General features: G+C 67.1%; 18 protein-coding genes. 7 read left to right on the plus strand and 11 right to left on the minus strand.

What is annotated here, in order from left to right:
* Positions 1-13: 13 nt before the first annotated feature.
* From AC27VE_RS24035 to AC27VE_RS24045, 3 genes are read left to right on the plus strand one after another with little or no spacing between them, the layout of a single operon-like run.
* A complete protein-coding gene (locus AC27VE_RS24035; protein ID WP_006222668.1) occupies positions 14-376 on the plus strand; it encodes a PepSY domain-containing protein in 363 nt (120 codons plus the stop codon).
* On the plus strand, positions 376-1038 hold the full coding sequence (locus AC27VE_RS24040; protein ID WP_488705189.1) for a response regulator transcription factor: 663 nt from the start codon (positions 376-378) through the stop codon (positions 1036-1038). The genes AC27VE_RS24035 and AC27VE_RS24040 overlap by 1 nt, the downstream gene beginning before the upstream one ends.
* Positions 1035-2426, plus strand: coding sequence for a sensor histidine kinase (locus AC27VE_RS24045; RefSeq protein ID WP_488705190.1), 1392 nt, complete (start codon positions 1035-1037; stop codon positions 2424-2426). Before AC27VE_RS24040 ends, AC27VE_RS24045 begins: the two co-directional genes overlap by 4 nt.
* Before the next feature lie 15 nt (positions 2427-2441).
* On the opposite strand, the gene AC27VE_RS24050 is transcribed toward AC27VE_RS24045, so the two are convergent.
* From AC27VE_RS24050 to AC27VE_RS24065, 4 genes are all read right to left on the minus strand, one after another.
* The gene (locus AC27VE_RS24050; RefSeq protein WP_427958092.1) at positions 2442-2870 is read right to left on the minus strand and encodes a universal stress protein; all 429 of its coding nucleotides are present in this window, start codon (positions 2868-2870) and stop codon (positions 2442-2444) included.
* A 17-nt stretch (positions 2871-2887) separates the two neighbouring features.
* Positions 2888-3313 carry a universal stress protein gene (locus AC27VE_RS24055; protein ID WP_088589576.1) on the minus strand — a complete coding sequence of 142 codons (426 nt, stop codon included), beginning with the start codon at positions 3311-3313 and terminating at the stop codon, positions 2888-2890.
* Positions 3314-3437: 124 nt separating this feature from the next.
* Positions 3438-4241 carry a glutamate racemase gene (gene murI / locus AC27VE_RS24060; RefSeq protein WP_427958094.1) on the minus strand — a complete coding sequence of 268 codons (804 nt, stop codon included), beginning with the start codon at positions 4239-4241 and terminating at the stop codon, positions 3438-3440.
* 45 nt (positions 4242-4286) lie between these two features.
* Entirely contained in the window at positions 4287-5207 is a 921-nt protein-coding gene (locus tag AC27VE_RS24065) for a LysR family transcriptional regulator (protein WP_035212332.1), read from the minus strand.
* 140 nt (positions 5208-5347) lie between these two features.
* Between AC27VE_RS24065 and AC27VE_RS24070 the strand changes: the two genes are divergently transcribed.
* Genes AC27VE_RS24070 through AC27VE_RS24080 form a run of 3 tightly spaced genes read left to right on the plus strand, consistent with a single transcriptional unit; the run spans position 5348 to position 7166 of the window.
* Positions 5348-5923: a chromate transporter gene (locus AC27VE_RS24070; protein WP_315845158.1), complete on the plus strand. Its 576-nt coding sequence runs from the start codon at positions 5348-5350 to the stop codon at positions 5921-5923.
* Positions 5920-6444: a chromate transporter gene (locus tag AC27VE_RS24075; protein ID WP_006222676.1), complete on the plus strand. Its 525-nt coding sequence runs from the start codon at positions 5920-5922 to the stop codon at positions 6442-6444. The genes AC27VE_RS24070 and AC27VE_RS24075 overlap by 4 nt, the downstream gene beginning before the upstream one ends.
* A gap of 29 nt (positions 6445-6473) precedes the next feature.
* Positions 6474-7166 carry a DUF1345 domain-containing protein gene (locus tag AC27VE_RS24080; RefSeq protein ID WP_006222677.1) on the plus strand — a complete coding sequence of 231 codons (693 nt, stop codon included), beginning with the start codon at positions 6474-6476 and terminating at the stop codon, positions 7164-7166.
* Between the two features lie 71 nt (positions 7167-7237).
* Here AC27VE_RS24080 and AC27VE_RS24085 read toward each other — a convergent pair whose 3' ends face one another.
* From AC27VE_RS24085 to AC27VE_RS24115, 7 genes are all read right to left on the minus strand, one after another.
* Complete coding sequence (locus AC27VE_RS24085) at positions 7238-8359, minus strand: methyltransferase (RefSeq protein ID WP_006222678.1); 1122 nt, start codon at positions 8357-8359, stop codon at positions 7238-7240.
* A 154-nt stretch (positions 8360-8513) separates the two neighbouring features.
* A complete protein-coding gene (locus tag AC27VE_RS24090; RefSeq protein WP_488705191.1) occupies positions 8514-10181 on the minus strand; it encodes an OFA family MFS transporter in 1668 nt (555 codons plus the stop codon).
* A 116-nt stretch (positions 10182-10297) separates the two neighbouring features.
* Positions 10298-10555 carry a formate dehydrogenase subunit delta gene (locus AC27VE_RS24095; RefSeq protein WP_006222680.1) on the minus strand — a complete coding sequence of 86 codons (258 nt, stop codon included), beginning with the start codon at positions 10553-10555 and terminating at the stop codon, positions 10298-10300.
* 18 nt (positions 10556-10573) lie between these two features.
* Positions 10574-11395: a formate dehydrogenase accessory sulfurtransferase FdhD gene (gene fdhD, locus AC27VE_RS24100; RefSeq protein WP_006222681.1), complete on the minus strand. Its 822-nt coding sequence runs from the start codon at positions 11393-11395 to the stop codon at positions 10574-10576.
* A 31-nt stretch (positions 11396-11426) separates the two neighbouring features.
* Positions 11427-14303 carry a formate dehydrogenase subunit alpha gene (fdhF, locus tag AC27VE_RS24105; RefSeq protein WP_488705192.1) on the minus strand — a complete coding sequence of 959 codons (2877 nt, stop codon included), beginning with the start codon at positions 14301-14303 and terminating at the stop codon, positions 11427-11429.
* Positions 14304-14318: 15 nt separating this feature from the next.
* Entirely contained in the window at positions 14319-15899 is a 1581-nt protein-coding gene (locus AC27VE_RS24110) for a formate dehydrogenase beta subunit (protein WP_488705193.1), read from the minus strand.
* Positions 15896-16453, minus strand: a complete 558-nt coding sequence (locus tag AC27VE_RS24115) for a formate dehydrogenase subunit gamma (protein WP_488705194.1) — start codon at positions 16451-16453, stop codon at positions 15896-15898. The genes AC27VE_RS24110 and AC27VE_RS24115 overlap by 4 nt, the downstream gene beginning before the upstream one ends.
* Positions 16454-16611: 158 nt before the next feature.
* Between AC27VE_RS24115 and AC27VE_RS24120 the strand changes: the two genes are divergently transcribed.
* On the plus strand, positions 16612-17691 hold the full coding sequence (locus AC27VE_RS24120) for a substrate-binding domain-containing protein (RefSeq protein ID WP_006222685.1): 1080 nt from the start codon (positions 16612-16614) through the stop codon (positions 17689-17691).
* Positions 17692-17712: the final 21 nt, after the last annotated feature.

A 17712-nucleotide genomic window follows, 5' to 3' on the forward strand; every position in this document is an offset into this window, starting at 1 on the left:
AAGAGGTCCGGTATTGCGGCAGCCCCTTACGACCCGGCGCAAACGCGGCGGCATCCTGTTGTCGGCCTGCGTGCTGGCGCTTGCGCTGGCCGTGGGGCCGGTCAGCGGACTGGCCGGCGATAGCGACCACGAGCGCGCACGCCAGGCCCTGGAAGCCGGCAAGGTCTTGCCGCTGGGCGCGGTGCTGGATATCGTAGAACGTGATTTTCCCGGGCAGGTGGTCAAGGTCGAGTTCGAAGAGGACGACGACGAATTCATCTACGAGATCCGCGTGCTGCAAAGCGGCGGCGGCATCCTCAAGCTGAAGATCGACGCGCGCGACGGCGCCTTGCTGGCCGTCAAGGGCCGCGATATCAAATTCAAGGGCAAGGACTGATGCGCATACTCGTGGTGGAAGACGAACCCACGCTGGCCGGCCAGTTGGCCGAGGCGTTGCGCGGCGCGGGCTACACCGTGGACGTGTCCGGCGACGGCGAGTCGGCGCGTTTCCTGGGCGACGTGGAAGCGTTCGATGCGGTGGTGCTGGATCTGGGGCTGCCCGTCATGGACGGCTTGACCGTGCTGAAGCAGTGGCGCGCCGCGCAGCGTGACATGCCCGTGCTGATCCTGACCGCGCGCGACAACTGGCACGAAAAGGTCGCCGGCATCGACGCCGGTGCGGATGACTACCTGACCAAGCCCTTCCACATGGAAGAACTGCTGGCGCGGGTGCGCGCGCTGTTGCGGCGCAGCACGTCGCATTCCAGCGCGCAATGGCGCTGCGGCCCGCTCATGCTGGACACCCGGCAAGCCAAGGTCACGATCGACGGCCAGGCACTGACGCTCACCAGCCACGAATTCAAGGTGCTGACGGTGCTGATGCAGCGCGCTGGTGAAGTCGTGTCGCGCACGGAACTGATCGAGCACATCTACGCGCAGGACTTCGACCGCGATTCCAACACGATCGAGGTCTTCATTGGCCGCCTGCGCAAGAAACTGCCGCCCGACACCATCGAAACCGTGCGCGGGCTGGGCTACCGGCTGGCGGCGCAGGGATGATGCCGGTGCGCGAAGGCATGCTGGGCTCGCTGCGGCTGCGCCTGCTTGCCGGTACGCTGGCCTGGATCCTCGTGTCCGTGGCCCTGGCCGGCTGGGGGCTGGCCAGCCTGTTCCGCCAGCACATCACCCAGCAACTGCAGGCCGAACTGACCTTGCATCTGAATCAGCTGACCGCGGCGGTCAATGCCGGCCCGGACGGCCGCCCGGTGGTGGATCCGCCGCCGAACGATCCGCGTCTGGAGCAGCCGCTGTCCGGCCTGTACTGGCAAGTCGACCGGCTGGCCGACGGCGGCCGGCCAGCGATGACCGGCGCGGCACGCTCGCGGTCCCTGTGGGACCAGACGCTTGAGGTGCCGTCCACGCCGCAGCAGGGTGCCGAGGCAGGCGATCAGACTTATGACATCGCGGGGCCGGGCGGGCGCGGCCTGGAGGCGGTGGCGCGCATTCTGACTCCGGCGGAAGACGACGCCGCGCCGCTGCGGCTGGTGGTGGCAGCCGACCGCCGCGTGCTGGCCGAACCCATCAGCCGCTTCAACCATATGCTGGCCATTGCGCTGGGCGCGCTTGCCGCCGGACTGACGGCGGCGGCGGTGGTCCAGGTGGTGGTCGGGTTGCGGCCGCTGGCGCGCCTGCGGCGTCAATTGGCCAAGCAGAACGCGGGCGACAGCAGCCGCATCGAAGGCCGCTTTCCCAGCGAGATCCAGCCGCTGGTCGACGATTTCAACAAGGTGCTGGCGATGAACGCCGAGATCGTGCAGCGCGCGCGCACGCAGGCGGGCAATCTGGCGCATGCGGTCAAGACGCCGCTGACCATCCTGGCCAACGCGGCGACGCGCGACGGCAGCGTGCCGGCCTCGTTGGTGCAAGAGCAGGTGGGGATGGCGAATCGCCAGATCGACTATCACCTGGCGCGCGCCCGGGCCGCCGCGTCATCGGGCGCCGCCGACGGCCGCGCCCCGTTGCTGGATGCGGTGCAGGGGCTGGTGCGTGTCATGCAGCGCCTGTACGCGCAGCGCGGCCTGCGCATCGAGGCGGCGGGCATGTCCCCGGGGCTGGTCTTTCGCGGTGAACAGCAGGACTTGCAGGAGATGCTGGGCAATCTGCTCGACAACGCCTGCAAGTGGGCGGCCAGCCAGGTGCGGATCACGGCAGAGCCGGCCGCTGCCGGACGCTTGCTGCTGCATATCGACGACGATGGCCCGGGTATCGAAGACCACGAGCGCGAACGCATTTTCCTGCGCGGCGTGCGCATGGACGAACAGTTGCCGGGTTCGGGCCTGGGCCTGGATATCGTGCGCGATCTGGCCGGCACCTACGGCGGCGAGGTCCGTGCAGGACGCTCGCCGCTGGGCGGGTTGCGGGTGTCGTTGTGGCTGCCTTCGGCCTGAGCGCCCGCGCGGGCCTTACTTCACCAGCGTGACGGGCGCTTCCGCCAACTGCAGCACCTGATTGGCGACCGAGCCGATCAGGATGTTGGCCAGCGTGCCGTTACCGCGCGTGCCCATCACGATGCGGGCGCAACCGTGGTCGCGGGCATAGCCTGCGATTTCGGTGGCGGCATGGCCGAACTCGACGTGGCTCGTGTAGTCCACGCCCGCCACGTCCAGCAACTGGCGCGCCTCGTTGGTGGCTTCCTGGCCTTCGCGGGCGTAGAACTCGTCGATCATGTCTTGCGTGATCAGCCTCGACAGGCCGGCGCGCCCTTGCGTGGGCGTCTGGACATTCAGAAGGTGGATGCGTGCGGATGCGGCGCCGGCGGCCAATTGGCGGGCATGCAGCACGGCGCGGTTGGCATTGTCGGAGCCGTCGACGGGGACCAGGATGTTCAGCATGGATGCTCCTTGATGCGTTACTTGACCAGCGTGACGGGCAATTCCGTCAGGTGCAGGACGCGGGTGGCGACGGATCCCATGAACAGCGACGAGACCGAACCCAGGCCGCGCGAGCCCATGTAGATCTCATCCGCGCCCGTTTCGTCGGCGATGCGGGCGATGGTGTCGGCGGCGGCACCGACTTCGACGCGCGCCTCGAAGGGCACGCCGGCCTGCGACAACAGGCGGCTGGCTTCCTCCAGCGCGGCGCGCCCCTCGTCCTGGTAATAGGCGTCGATCTCGGCTTGCGACAGGCCGCGGCCGATCTTGCCGGATTTCAGGGGGATCTGGACGCTGAGCAGGTCGACGCGTTCGACCGGGTCATAGGCGCGTGCCGTCAGCATGGCCTGGACGGCGTGGATGGCGGGTTGCGAGCCATCCACGGGAATCAGGATGCGTTTCATCGTCGTCTCCTTATTGTGTGCGAGCCGCGGGAGGCGGTGGCTTCTACTGTATTCGAATTATTCGCCTGTTTTGCCCGCCCGGTCATGCGCCGGATCAACCCGCCCGCCTGTTGCCAGTGCCGGGTCAGCGCCAGCGCTCGGGCGTGGCCGCCGCCTCCAGCGTCGTGCCCAGCAGGCGGCTGGCCAGCGTCGCCAGCGCGGGGGCGCTGCCGGTGGTCTCCAGCCGTAGTTCGCCCGGGCCAGCCTCGCGCAGCAGGCCGCGTTCCTGCAACTGGTGCCGCAGCCAGCGCGCCACGGGGGTACCGGTTTCCAGCAAGGGAACGCCGGGGCCGGCGGCAGCCTGGATCGCGTCGCGCAAGAACGGGAAATGCGTGCAGCCCAGCACCAGCACATCGGCGCCAGCTGCGCGCAGTTCTGCGACAGGGGCGCGCACGGCAGCCTCAACCCGAGGGCCTGACAGTTCGCCTTGTTCGACCAGCGTGACCCACTCCGGGCACGGCCGCAGCAGGATGCGCACTTCGGGCGCTTCGCGTTGGACCAGCGTGGCGAATTTGGGGCTGGCCAGGGTGCCGGTGGTGGCGAACACGCCCACGACGCCGCTGTGCGTCAGGTGGGCGGCGGGCTTGATGGCGGGCTCCACGCCGATGATGATCAGGTCGGGGTGGCGGCGCCGCAATGGCGCGATGGCGGCGGCGGTGGCGGTGTTGCACGCCACCACCACGGCCTTGGCCTGGCGCGACACGAAATAATCGGTCAGCGCCTGGGCGCGTTGCTCGACGAAGGCCTGCGTTTTTTCGCCGTAAGGCACATGGGCCGAGTCGGCCACGTACAGCAGCGATTCATGGGGCAGCGCGTCGCGGATGGCGCGCAGCACGCTCAGGCCGCCAACGCCGGAGTCGTAGATGCCGATAGGGGATTCGGAAAACATGGTCGGAAGTGCGGGATGCGGATGCCGGGCAGTGTAGCGCCGGCCCTAGTTCGCTTGTTGCTCGCGGTGGCGGCGTACCTCTTCGATCAGCTTGCGGGTGGCGCCGGACTGCGGTGCGTCGCGCCAGATCAGGTTCAGCGGGGCGCGCAGCTCGACCGGATCGGTCACGCTGACGTACACCACGCCTTCGATGTTCACGCGGCGCAGCGATGCGGGCACCAGCGACACGCCCAGCCCGGCCGCCACCAGGCTCAGCGTGGACAGCATGCGCGGCGCCTCCTGCGCGATGCGGGGGCTGAAGCCGGATGCACTGCACGCCGTGATGATGGCGTCGTACAGCCCGGGGCCGCTGTGGCGGCGGTACAGAATCAGGGACTCCTCGGCCAGCTCGGACAGCGCGATGTGCCGCCGCGTGCGGCCCTTGACCGCAGGATGGTCCGCCGGAAACGCCGCCAGCATGGTTTCTTCCAGCACGGTTTCCTCGACCACGCCCGGGCCGGGTCCGTACGAGCCCCGGATGAACGCCACGTCTACCCGGCCTTCGCTGACGGCTTCGCGCAGTTCGCCGGTGCTGCTTTCCTCAAGCACCAGCCGCACGTTGGGCGCGCTTTCGCGGAATCGCCGAATGACCGTCGGCACGAAGGGATGGAACGCCGCCGATCCGGTGAAGCCGACCGTCAACCGGCCGGCTTCGCCTTGCGAGACGCGGCGCACCCCGTCCACTGCCTGGTCCACCAGCGCGATGATGTTGCGCGCGTCGTCGACCAGTGCCCGGCCGCTTTCGGTGAGTTCCATGCCGCGCGGCAAGCGGTGAAAGAGCGTTACGCCCAGTTCCTGTTCCAGCACGCGGATCTGCTGGCTGAGCGGCGGCTGGCGGATGCCCAGCCGGGCCGCGGCCTTGGTCAGATGGGATTCCTCGGCCACGGCCAGGAAGTAGCGCAGAAGACGCAGATCGACTGATGCCATATGCGATGAATATGATTGGTTAAGTAGTCATATATTAGACATTATCTGAGGCGAAGAGTAGGCTGCCATCTCGTTATCTTTCTCTTGGCGCGGCGACGCGCCGGCCTTCGCCCACCGGTCCCCGGACCGGCCATAACAACATGAATGCAGCACTTTCCACCTCCGAGGCCGATCTTCGGCCTCCCCCCACTTGCGGGCAGTTGTTCTACGGTTTCCTGATGCTTGGCCTGACGGCGTTCGGCGGCGCACTGCCCCTGGCGCGCCGCATGGTGGTCGAAAAGCACCGCTGGCTGAGCGGGTCCGAATTCACCGATCTGCTGGGACTCTGCCAGTTCCTGCCGGGCGGCAACATCATCAACCTGTCGGTGGCGCTCGGCATGAAGTTCCGCGGCCCCCGGGGCGCGTTCGCCGCGCTGATGGGCCTGATCCTGGCGCCCTCCGCCATCGTCATCCTGCTGGGCATGGTGTACGACCGGTTCCAGAACGATCCCCACATCCAGCATCTGTTCGCCGGGCTGGCGGCGGCCGCCGCGGGCTTGCTGATTTCCATGGCGGTCAAGATCGGGGTGCCCGTGATCAAGCGCCGCGACTGGCTGGCCGGCGTCGTGGCCACGCTCTGTTTCGTGGCGATCGCCGTGCTGCGCATTCCGCTGCTGCCGACGATGGCGGTGCTGACGCCGCTGAGCATCCTGCTGGTCTGGAGGCAACGTCGATGATCCAGACCCTGATCTCGCTGGCCCTGATCTTCTCCCAGCTGTCGGTGCTGGCGTTCGGAGGCGGCAACACCATCCTGCCCGAAATGCAGCGTCAGGTCGTGGACGTGCACGGCTGGATGACGGCCGCGGACTTTTCCGCCCTGTTCGCCTTGGGCCAGGCCGCGCCCGGCCCCAACCTGATGGTGGTCACGCTGGTCGGCTGGCATGTGGCGGGCGGGTGGGGCATGCTGGTGACGACCATCGCCAAGTTCGGCCCCTCGTCCCTCATCACCATCCTGGCGCTGGGCTTGTGGGAACGGTTCAAGGACCGCCCGTGGCGCGGCGTCATCCAGGCCGGCATTTTCCCGATGACCGTCGGGTTGGTTGCGGCCAGCGCCGCGTTGATCACCGAGGCATCGGTGCACAGCTGGCTGCTGGGGGCGATCACCGCCGTGGTGGCGTTGCTGGGCAGCGCCACGCGCATTCATCCTTTGTGGCTGCTGTTCGGCGGCGCGCTGGTGGGTTTGCTGGCGATCGGTTAGCGTAGGGCTCTTGCCGCGTAGGAGCTCCCATGACGAAGCCCATTCCGGACGATCCGCAAGCCGAAGACCCCGCGGCGTCCGTCGAAAGCCTGCCCTTCTTCCATGCGCACCGGCGGCTGGTGCTGTGCGGCCTGCTGTTCGTGGTGGCGGGCGGCGTCGCCTACGTGCTGGGCCGCTCGCCCAGCCTGGCGCTGCTGCTGGGCTTCGATGCGGCTGCGCTGGTGTTCCTGGTGGTGACGGCCCGCGCGTTCGGCCAGGCCAGCCCGGCGTCCATGCGCGTGCACGCCAAGCAGCAGGACGTGGGGCGCATGGGCGTGCTGTGGAGCAGCGTGGCGCTGTCCTGCATGGTGATGGTGGCGCTATGGGTGGAACTGCGCGGCGAAAGCAATGCGGGCGGCGTGGTGGACATGCTGGCCGCGGCCGCCACCATCGTGCTGTCGTGGCTGTACATGAACATGATCTTCGCCCTGCATTACGCGCATGGCTATTACGGCCACCGCTCGGGCACGCACAAGGGCCTGGATTTTCCGGGCACGCAAGAACCCGACTACTGGGATTTCGCGTATTTCGCACTGGTGCTGGGGATGACGTTCCAGGTGTCGGACGTGCAGATCGTCAACCGGCGCGTGCGCCGCATGGCGCTGATGCACAGCGTGATCGCGTTCTTTTTCAACGTGTTCATCATCGCGATCAGCGTGAACGTGGCAGCCGGGAAAGCCTGAAAAAAAATCGGACCCGAGAATTTTTCGGGTCCGCTTTTTTCATGCCGCTTGCGCGGCGCGCCTCGCAGTGATCAGGCGGCGGCGCCCAATCTCCACAAGGACGTGACTTCCTTCGAGCGCGCCGCGTACAGCGGGTCACTCGGGTCCTTGGCGCGGGCGTGCGTGGGGCGGGTGTCGATGCGTTCGATGACGCGCAGCCCGGCCGTCTCGATCATTTCCATCAACTGTTCGCGGGTGCGCAGGCCCAGATGCTCGGCCAGGTCCGACAGGATCAGCCAGCCTTCGCCGTTAGGCGTCAGGTGGGCGGTCAGGCCGTTCAGGAAACCGCGCAGCATGCGGCTGTCGGGGTCATAGACGGCATGCTCGACGGGGGAGCTGGGGCGGGCGGGCAGCCACGGCGGGTTGCAGACGATCAGCGATACCCGGCCTTCGGGAAACAGGTCGGCTTCGACCACGTCGACCTGCTTGGCCAGGCCCAGGCGTTCCAGGTTTTCACGGGCGCAAGCCAGTGCGCGCGGATCCTGGTCGGTGGCGATGACGCGCTTGCCACCACGGCGCGCGATTACCGCGGCCAGCACGCCGGTGCCGGTGCCGATGTCGAAGGCGACGCCGCCGCGCGGCATCGGGGTGTTAGCCACCAGTTCCACGTATTCGCCGCGCAGCGGGGAAAACACGCCGTAGTGCGGATGGATGCGGTTGTTCAGGGCGGGAATCTCCACGCCCTTCTTGCGCCATTCAAAGGCGCCGATCAGGCCCAGCAATTCGCGCAGCGACGCCACATAAGGTTCGTCAGCCGGGCCGTGAACTTCTTCGCAGGCTTGGCGGGCGTCAGGCGCGCGGCGCAGCGAAATGCCGTGGCCGGCGTCGAACGGAATCAGCAGCATGCCCAGGATGCGGGCGCGCTGCGACTGGATCTGGCGGTGCTGGTTGAATGCTTCCAGCAAGGTTTCCACGGGTTTGCGGGGACGCTTGTCCACGCGCCGGGTCATCGCCTGCAGCAGCAGGCGGGCGTTCTGGAAGTCGCCGCGCCACAGCAGGCCCACGCCTTCGCAGGCCTGGCGATAGGCCATGTCCGCGGTCAGGGTGTCGTCCACCACCACCACGCGCTTGGGCGGCGTCGCGCCGGTTTCAGAGCGCCAGCGGGCGGAATGGGGGACATTGTTTTCTTCCCAGTGCAATTCAGGGGCGGTCAATACGGCGCTCCGGTAAAGACGGGGGGACGGGGCAGGATCATGGGCAGAAGAGATAAAAAGAAAGGGCGCGGGCTGCCAATGTAGCAGTTTCGCGCCCTTGGACGTTGCCCGGCGCCTCAAGAGGCCCCAAGGCGCCGCGCGGCCGGACCGGCTTCTAGTGGAACAGGACGACCGCCTTCTGCAGCGTGATCCAGATGCCCCAGGCCAGCGGAATGCCTACGCATGCCCAGGCGAACAGCACCAGGGCAACCGGCGTGCGGAACGTGGAGGTGCCGACCCCATGGGTTTCGGCGGCAGCCGCGCGTTCGTGCGCCAGCGCTTTTTCCTGCGCGAGTTCCTCGTCGGTCATGAAGTACTTCGAGTTCACCGGCCGGATCGCCAGGTTGCACAGGAAGCCCACGACCAGCATGCCCGCCAGGATGTACATGGTGATGTCGTAGACCTGCGCGCGCGGCACGCCGATCGACAGCTGGTACTCGCGGATGTAGTTCACCAGCACGGGGCCGAAGATGCCCGCCGCCGACCATGCCGTCAGCAGGCGGCCGTGGATGGCGCCCACCATCTGCGTGCCGAACAGGTCGGCCAGGTAGGCCGGCACCGTGGCGAACCCGCCGCCGTACATGGACAGGATCACGCAGAACGCCGCCACGAACAGCGCCAGGGCGCCGATGTGCGCGGTCCACGGGATGGCGGAATACAGGACGAAGCCCAGGACCAGGAAGATCAGGTAGGTCGTCTTGCGCCCCAGCTTGTCGGACAGGCTTGCCCAGAAGAAGCGGCCGCCGATGTTGAATAGGCTGAGCAGGCCGGTGAAGCCCGCCGCGATGGCGGCGATGGCGGCCAGCTGGTCCTTGTCCAATTGGGCAAAGCCCAGCTCCGGCTTGTTGATCAGGCCGCCGCCGAACACCTCTTGCAGCAAAGGCGACGCCATGCCCAGGATGCCGATGCCCGCCGTCACGTTCAGGCACAGCACCAGCCACACCAGCCAGAACTGCGGCACGCCCCAGACGCGCTTCACGTGGACGTGGCCCTTGGTGATCATCGCGTTGTTGGCCTGCTTGGCCGGGGCCGTCCAGCCTTCCGGCTTCCAGCCCGTGGGCGGCACGCGGTAACCCAGCGCGCCGGACATCATGAAGATGAAGTACACCACCGCCATCGTCACGAAGGTCTGCCAGACCCCCGGCGAGGTCGGCGTGGCGAAGTGGCGCATCAGCAGGTCGGCAAGCGGGGCGCCGATCATCGCGCCGCCGCCGAAGCCCATGATGGCCATACCGGTCGCCATGCCGCGACGGTCCGGAAACCATTTGATGAGGGTGCTGACGGGCGAGATATAGCCCAGCCCCAGCCCGATGCCGCCGATGACGCCGGACCCCAGCCACAGCATCCACATCTGGTGCAGATACACGCCGATCGCCGAGATGACCAGGCCGCCGCACCAGCACAGGGCCGACACCACGCCGGCCTTGCGGGGGCCGGCGCGTTCCAGCCAGCCGCCCCACAGCGCGGCCGAGCAGCCCAGCAGCACGAAGAACAGGGTGTACATCCACCCCATGGTCGAAATCTTCCAGTCGCAGCTGGTCGTGAACAGCTCGGCGGCCAGGCTCATGTCGGCCGGGCAGGCCAGCGGCTTGGCGCCGCCCACCATTTTGGACAGCGGCAGCCAGAAGACCGAAAAACCGTAGGCCATGCCGATGCACAAATGGATGGCCAGGGCGGCCGGCGGCACGAGCCAGCGCGAGAATCCCGGGCCGGCGATGGTGCGTTCTTTGTCAAAAAAACCCGGCCTTGAGCCGGGCAGGTCCAGGGTGGCGGTGCTTTCCATGTCGTCTCCTCAGGGGTGCGGCTTTATAGCGCGCGCCAACCGGAACTGAAACGGTGGCGCGGCCTCTTTTTGAATCCGTCACTGCTTGCTGACTGCGGTAAAGCGGTGGTTCCCGGCTATCCCACGCGGGGCGCGGGCGTCAGGCGCTGGCGGTTTTGCGTCACCGCGTCCAGCACCAGGGGATGCAACTGTTCTTCGCCGGCATCGCCGTCGGGGCGTTGCTCCAGGAACCCCAGCAGCTCGTTGCGCATGCGAGGTTCCCAAAACTTGTGGATATGGTTGGCCACGCCTTCCAGTGCTTCGTGCCGGTCCGGCATGGCGTCGAAGAACTGGCCGATGCGGTTGGCCATGCGGATGAGGTTGCCAATTTCCATTGCGTGTCGGGGTCCGGTTCAGGGGATGAGTCGGTCGGGGTGGGAATAGAGCGTGGCGTCGTCGTTGCGCAAAAAGCCCACCAGGCTGACATTGGCGTCGCGCGCCAGGCGGATGGCCAGCGCCGTGGGGGCGGATACCGCCGCCAGCACCGCCACACCGGCGGCCGCCGTCTTCTGCACCATTTCAAAGCTGGCCCGGCTGGACACCAGCACGATGCCGTCGCCGGCATGCATGGCCTGGCGCGCCAGCGCGCCGACAAGCTTGTCCAGCGCGTTGTGCCGGCCCACGTCTTCGCGCACCAGGGCCACGGCGCCGTCGGCGCCGGCCCAGCCCGCCGCATGGGTGGCGCCCGTGATGTCGTGCAGCGCCTGGCGGGCGCGCATGTCGCGCATGGCCGCCAGCACCGAGGCGATGCGCACGGGCGCTCCGTTCGTCACCGGCGCCACGGGGCGCAGCACTTCCGGCAGCGTTTCCACGCCGCACAAGCCGCAGCCCGTGCGTCCGGCCATGGCGCGGCGTCGCGTTTTCAGCCGCACCTCGCAGGCGCTGGAGATTTCCAGCTGGATCACGATGCCGTCGCATTGCGGCAGCAGGTCGATGCCGCGCACGTCGCTGACGCCGTCGATGATGCCTTCCGACAGGGCGAAGCCCACGGCGAAGTCTTCCAGGTCGGCAGGCGTGGCCAGCATCGTGGCGTGGCTGATGCCGTTGAACTCCAGCGCCACCGGGGTTTCCTCGGCGACGAAGTCGGTTTCGGCGGCGGGGGCGATGGCGCCGCCCCGCACGCGCTTGACCTGGGTCTGCGTGCAATCGGGGCGGGAGGACGGGGGCGTGGTCATGGCATCCAGGGCGGTCGTGGCCGGCAGGGGGTTACTTCCCGGTCAGCGCCGCTTCGCTTTCGCGCGATCGCTCGCGCAGCAGCTTTTGCTGGATGTCGGCAAAGCGCGACCATTGGCGCTGCCATTCCGAAGGCTGGGACACGCGCGTGACCTGCACGGCCGTCACCTTGTATTCGGGGCAGTTGGTCGCCCAGTCGGAGGCGTCCGTCGTGACGACGTTGGCGCCGGACTCGGGAAAGTGGAACGTGGTGTATACCACGCCCGGCTGCACCCGGTCGGTCAGCGTCGCACGCAGCACGGTTTCGCCCGCGCGGCTCTGGATGCCCACCCAATCGCCTTCTGCCACGCCCCGGTCTTCGGCGTCCTGCGGATGCAGTTCCAAGACGTCTTCGCCATGCCACATGACGTTTGGCGTGCGTCGGGTCTGCGCGCCCACGTTGTATTGCGACAGGATGCGGCCCGTGGTCAACAGCAGCGGGAAGTGCCGTGTGCTGCGTTCGTCGGTGGGCACGTACTTGGTGATCATGAACTTGCCCTTGCCGCGCACGAAGGCGTCGATGTGCATGATGGGCGTGCCTTCCGGCGCATTGTCGTTGCAGGGCCACTGCAGGCTGCCCAGCTTGTCCAGCTTCTCGTAGCTGACGCCCGAGAACGTCGGCGTCAGCCGGGCGATCTCTTCCATGATCTCGCGCGGGTGCTTGTAGTTCATGGGGTAGCCCAGCGCGTTCGACAGCGCCACCGTCACTTCCCAGTCCGACTTGCCGTTCTTGGGTTCCATCACCTTGCGCACGCGGGAGATGCGGCGTTCGGCATTGGTGAAGGTGCCGTCCTTTTCCAGGAACGACGAGCCCGGCAGGAACACGTGCGCGTACTTGGCGGTCTCGTTCAGGAACAGGTCCTGCACGACGATGCACTCCATCGCCGCCAGGGACGCCGCCACGTGCTGCGTGTTGGGGTCGGACTGCACGATGTCTTCGCCCTGGCAGTACAGGCCCTTGAACGAACCGCCCAGCGCGGCTTCGAACATGTTCGGAATGCGCAGGCCGGGTTCGGGCTGCAGCGTCACGCCCCAATCCTTTTCGAACTGGGCGCGCACCACGTTGTCAGAGATGTGCCGGTAGCCGGGCAGTTCGTGCGGGAACGAACCCATGTCGCACGAGCCCTGCACGTTGTTCTGCCCGCGCAGCGGGTTCACGCCCACGCCCTCGCGGCCGATGTTGCCGGTGGCCATCGCCAGGTTGGCGATACCCATCACGGTGGTGGACCCCTGGCTGTGTTCGGTCACGCCCAGGCCGTAGTAGATGGACCCGTTGCCGCCGGTGGCGAACAGGCGCGCCGCGCCGCGCACGGCCTGCGCCGGCACGCCGGTGATCTCTTCCATGGCTTCGGGCGAATTCTCGGGCAGCGACACGAAGTCGCGCCATTCGTTGAACGCCTTGGTCTCGCAGCGTTCGGCCACGAAGGCCTCGTCGATCAATCCTTCGGTGGCGATCACGTGCGCCAGCGACGACAGCAGCGCCGTGTTGGTGCCGGGGCGTACCTGCAGGTGGAAGTCGGCCTTGATGTGCGGCGAGCTCACCAGTTCGATGCGGCGCGGATCGATCACGATCAGGCGCGCACCCTGGCGCAGCCGGCGCTTCAGGCGCGATGCAAATACTGGGTGGCCGCTGCTGGGGTTGGCGCCCATCACGATGACGACGTCGGTATGCATGACCGAATCGAAGGTCTGCGTGCCGGCGGATTCGCCCAGCGTCTGTTTCAGGCCGTAGCCGGTGGGCGAATGGCACACCCGCGCGCAGGTGTCGACGTTATTGGTGCCGAACGCCGCCCGCACCAGCTTCTGCACCAGCCAGGTCTCTTCGTTGGTGCAGCGCGATGACGTGATGCCGCCCACCGCGTCGCGGCCGTACTGGCTTTGGATGCGGCGGAATTCGGACGCCGCGTAGTTGATCGCCTCGTCCCAGGACACTTCCTTCCAGGAATCGGTGATGTGCTTGCGGATCATGGGCTTGAGCACGCGTTCCTTGTGCGTCGCGTAGCCCCAGGCGAAGCGGCCCTTCACGCAGGAATGCCCGCGGTTGGCCTGGCCGTCTTTCCACGGCACCATGCGCACGACTTCCTGGCCCTTCATTTCGGCCTTGAACCCGCAGCCCACGCCGCAATAGGCGCAGGTGGTCACGACCGAGTGCTCGGCCTGGCCCATCATGATGACCGTCTTTTCCTGCAGGGTAGAGGTCGGACAGGCCTGCACGCACGCGCCGCAGGACACGCATTCGCTGTCCAGGAACGGCTGGTCCTGCCCCGGCGACACGCGCGACTCGAAGCCTTTGCCCGAAATCGTCAGCGCAAACGTGCCCTGCGTTTCTTCGCAGGCGCGCACGCACCGGTTGCAGACGATGCACTTGGACGCGTCGTAGCTGAAATACGGGTTGGAGTCGTCGGTCTTGGCCTTCAGGTGGTTGGCGCCGTCGTAGCCGTAGCGCACGTTGCGCAGGCCCACCACGCCTGCCATGTCCTGCAGTTCGCAGTCGCCGTTGGCCGGGCAGGTCAGGCAGTCCAGCGGATGGTCCGAGATGTACAGTTCCATGACGCCGCGGCGCAGGTCGTGCAGCTTGGGCGTTTCGGTGTACACCACCATGCCGTTTTCGGCCGGGGTGGTGCACGAGGCCGGATAGCCGCGGCGGCCTTCGATCTGCACCAGGCAAAGCCGGCAGGAACCGAACGGTTCCAGGCTGTCGGTGGCGCACAGCTTGGGGATGTTGATACCGGCCTCGGCGGCGGCGCGCATCAGGGACGTGCCCTCGGCGACGCTGATTTCCTGGCCGTCGATGGTCAGGGTGACGGTTTTTTCCGAGACGCGTTCGGGCGTGCCCAGGTCGCGGTCGCGTTTGATGACGGTTTCTAGCATGTCGGTCTCTCGGGTTCAGGCCGCGTGCGCGGCAGACTGCGAGGACTCGATGCCGAAGTCCTGCGGAAAGTGGTTCAGCGCGGACAGCACCGGGTAGGGCGCCATGCCCCCCAGCGCGCACAGCGAACCGCCCATCATCGTGTCGCACAGATCGCGCAGCAGGTGGACCTGCTGTTCGCGCTGTTTCGTGTCGGCGCCGCCGGCCGCGATCTTGTCGATGGTTTCGACGCCGCGCGTGGAACCGATGCGGCAGGGCGTGCATTTGCCGCAGGATTCGATCGCACAGAATTCCATGGCATAGCGCGCCATGCGCGCCATGTCGACGGTGTCGTCAAACGCCACCAGCCCGCCGTGGCCGATCATGGCCGAAATCTGGATATAGGCTTCGTAGTCCAGCGGCACGTCCCATTGCGATTCCGGCAGATAGGCGCCCAAGGGGCCGCCCACCTGCACGGCGCGCAAGGGGCGTCCCGAGGCGCTGCCGCCACCGAATTCATAGAGCAGGTCGCGCAGGCTCAGCCCGAAAGCCTTTTCCACCAGCCCGCCTTGTTTCAAGTTGCCGGCCAGCTGGAAGGGCAGCGTGCCGTGCGAACGGCCCACGCCGTAGTCGCGGTAGTACGCCGCGCCCTTGGCCATGATGATCGGTACCGTGGCCAGCGAGATCACGTTGTTGATGACGGTGGGCTTGCCGAACAGGCCCGAGATGGCGGGCAGCGGCGGTTTGGCGCGCACCACGCCGCGTTTGCCTTCCAGGCTTTCCAGCAGGGAGGTTTCCTCGCCGCAGATATAGGCGCCCGCGCCCGTGCGCACTTCCAGGTCGAACTGGCGGCCGCTGCCGTGCACGTCGCGCCCCAGCCAGCCCACGCTGCGCGCCCGCGCAATGGCGGCCTCCAGCGTGGCGATGGCATGCGGATACTCCGAGCGCACGTAGATGTAGCCGTAGGTCGCGCCCACCGCCAGGCCGGCAATGGTCATGCCCTCGATCAGCACATAGGGGTCGCCTTCCATCAGCAGGCGGTCGGCAAAGGTGCCCGAATCGCCTTCGTCGGCGTTGCAGACGATGTATTTCTGGTCGCTGGGCGACCCGGCCACCGTCTTCCATTTGACGCCGGTAGGAAACGCCGCGCCACCGCGGCCGCGCAGGCCCGAGGTGACCATTTCTTCGACGATCTGCGCCGGTTCCATCGCCAGCGCCCGCTTCAGCCCCGCCAGGCCGCCGTGCGCGGCGTAATCCTGCAAGGACAGGGGATCGATCACGCCGACGCGGGCGAAGGTCAGCCGTTCCTGGTGTTTCAGGTATGGGATGTCTTCGGTCAGGCCCAGGTGCAGCGCATGCGCGCCGCCCGTCAGCCAGCCGGCATCGAACAGCGCAGGCACGTCTTCGGGCGCGACCGGGCCGTAGGCCACGCGTCCGTCCGGCGTGGCGATCTCCACCATGGGTTCCAGCCACAGCAGCCCGCGCGACCCATTGCGCACCACTTGCACGGGCAGGCCGCGCTCCTCGGCGATGCGTTCGATATCGCGCGCCACCACGTCGGCGTCCATGGCTAGCGCCGCGGCGTCGCGCGGCACGTAGATGATGACGGGGGCGCTCATGACGAAGCCTCCAGCGTGCGGGTCAGCAGCCGGTCCAGCTTGTCGGGCGTGACCCGGGCATGCGGCTGGCCGTCGATCATCACGGCGGGAGATTGCGCGCACAGGCCCAGGCAATACACGGGTTCCAGCGTGAAATTCCCGTCCGCGGTGCTGGCGTGGAAATCGCAGCCCAGCTTGGTGCGCGCATGGGCAGCAAGGTGTTCGCCGCCCATGGCCTGACAGGATTCGGCGCGGCAGACTTCAAGCGTATGGCGCGCGGCCGGTTCGCTGCGGAAGTGGGGGTAGAAGGTGATGACGCCGTGGACTTCGGCGCGGGACAGGTTCAGGGCCTCGGCGATGGTTTGCACCGCCTCGGCCGGAATACAGCCCAATTCATGCTGGACCTCATGCAGGACCGGCAGCAAGGGGCCGGGCAGGTCTTTCAGCCGGGCCACGATGCGGGCGGTGGCCGCAATGGCGGGGGTGGGCGATGCCTGGGCCGCGGCCAGGGCCAGTTTGCCGCCCCGCGCTCCGCCGCTGGACGCCAAGTCGGATTTTGCCTCGCGCTGATGCACGGTGGTCTCCTCCAGTAGTGCTGGGCCCCTCGTCGGGGTCGTTGTGTCGGGTGGCGTTTTGTGAGTTTTAATATGCTTTTTAAAACATAAAAAGAACCCGTCCACCGCATTATTTGTGTACTCTAGCCTCGTACTTCATCGCCTTCAATAAGAAATAAATGACATATAAGTTCCGGATCGGCCTACGGGCGCAATGGACCTTGGGCGGCGACGACGATGCCGCGCCGGTGCCATTGCAAGACATGCTGGCCTTGCTGGCCGCGATCGACGCCACGGGCAACATCGCCGGCGCCTGTCGGGCCTGCGGCCTGTCCTATCGGCATGCCTGGGGCGTGCTGCGCCGTTTCGAAGGCATCTTCGGCACCCAGCTTCTGATCACCAATCGGCGTCAGGGAACGCAGTTGGCGCCGTTCGCGCAGCGCCTGCTGTGGGCCAACCGCCGCATCGAGGCTCGGCTGATGCCCACGCTGGACAGCATGGCCTCGGAATTGCAGGAAGAACTGGAGCGCTTGCTGCCCGAAAGCGGCCCGCACCTGCGGCTGCACGCCAGCCATGGCTTCGCCGTGGAATCGCTGATGCAGCACATGAGCGGCCGCAAGCCCGGGCTGGAACTGCGCTACCGCACCGCGATCGAGGCGCTGGCCTCGCTGGAGCGCCATGAGTGCGACCTGGCGGGGTTCCAGGTGCCGCTGGGCGACTTCGAATCGCCCATCATGGAGCGCTATGCGCAGTGGCTGCATGCGGACGAATACGTGCTCATCCATCTGGCCGTGCGCAATACGGGTCTCTTCGTCACCGCCGGCAACCCCAAGCAGATCCGCGGCATGGCGGACCTGGCGCGCCCGGACGTCCGTTTCGTGAACCGCCAGATCGGCTCCAGCACCCGCTATCTGGTGGGCCTGATGCTGCAGCGCGCCGGCGTGTCGATCGGCGAGGTCCAGGGCTACGAAACCAACGAGTTCACCCATATGGCCATTGCCGCGCACATCGCCAGCGGCATGGCGGACACGGGCGTGGGGGTGGAGACGGCCGCTTGCCGCTTCGGCCTGGATTTCATTCCCCTGGTGCGCGAGCGCTATTTCTTCGCCATCCGCAAGTCGTCGTTGGAGACGCCCGCCATGCAGGATCTGCTGTCCATCATGCGCAGCCCCGATTACGTGGGCTATGTCGGCCAGTTGGTCGGCTACGACGCCCGGGATACCGGGCGGTTACAAACCTTGGAAGAGGCGTTCGCGTAGGGGCTTCAAGCCGCTGCCGGG

The sequence above is a fragment of the Achromobacter sp. 18P8.1.1 genome (assembly GCF_057799415.1).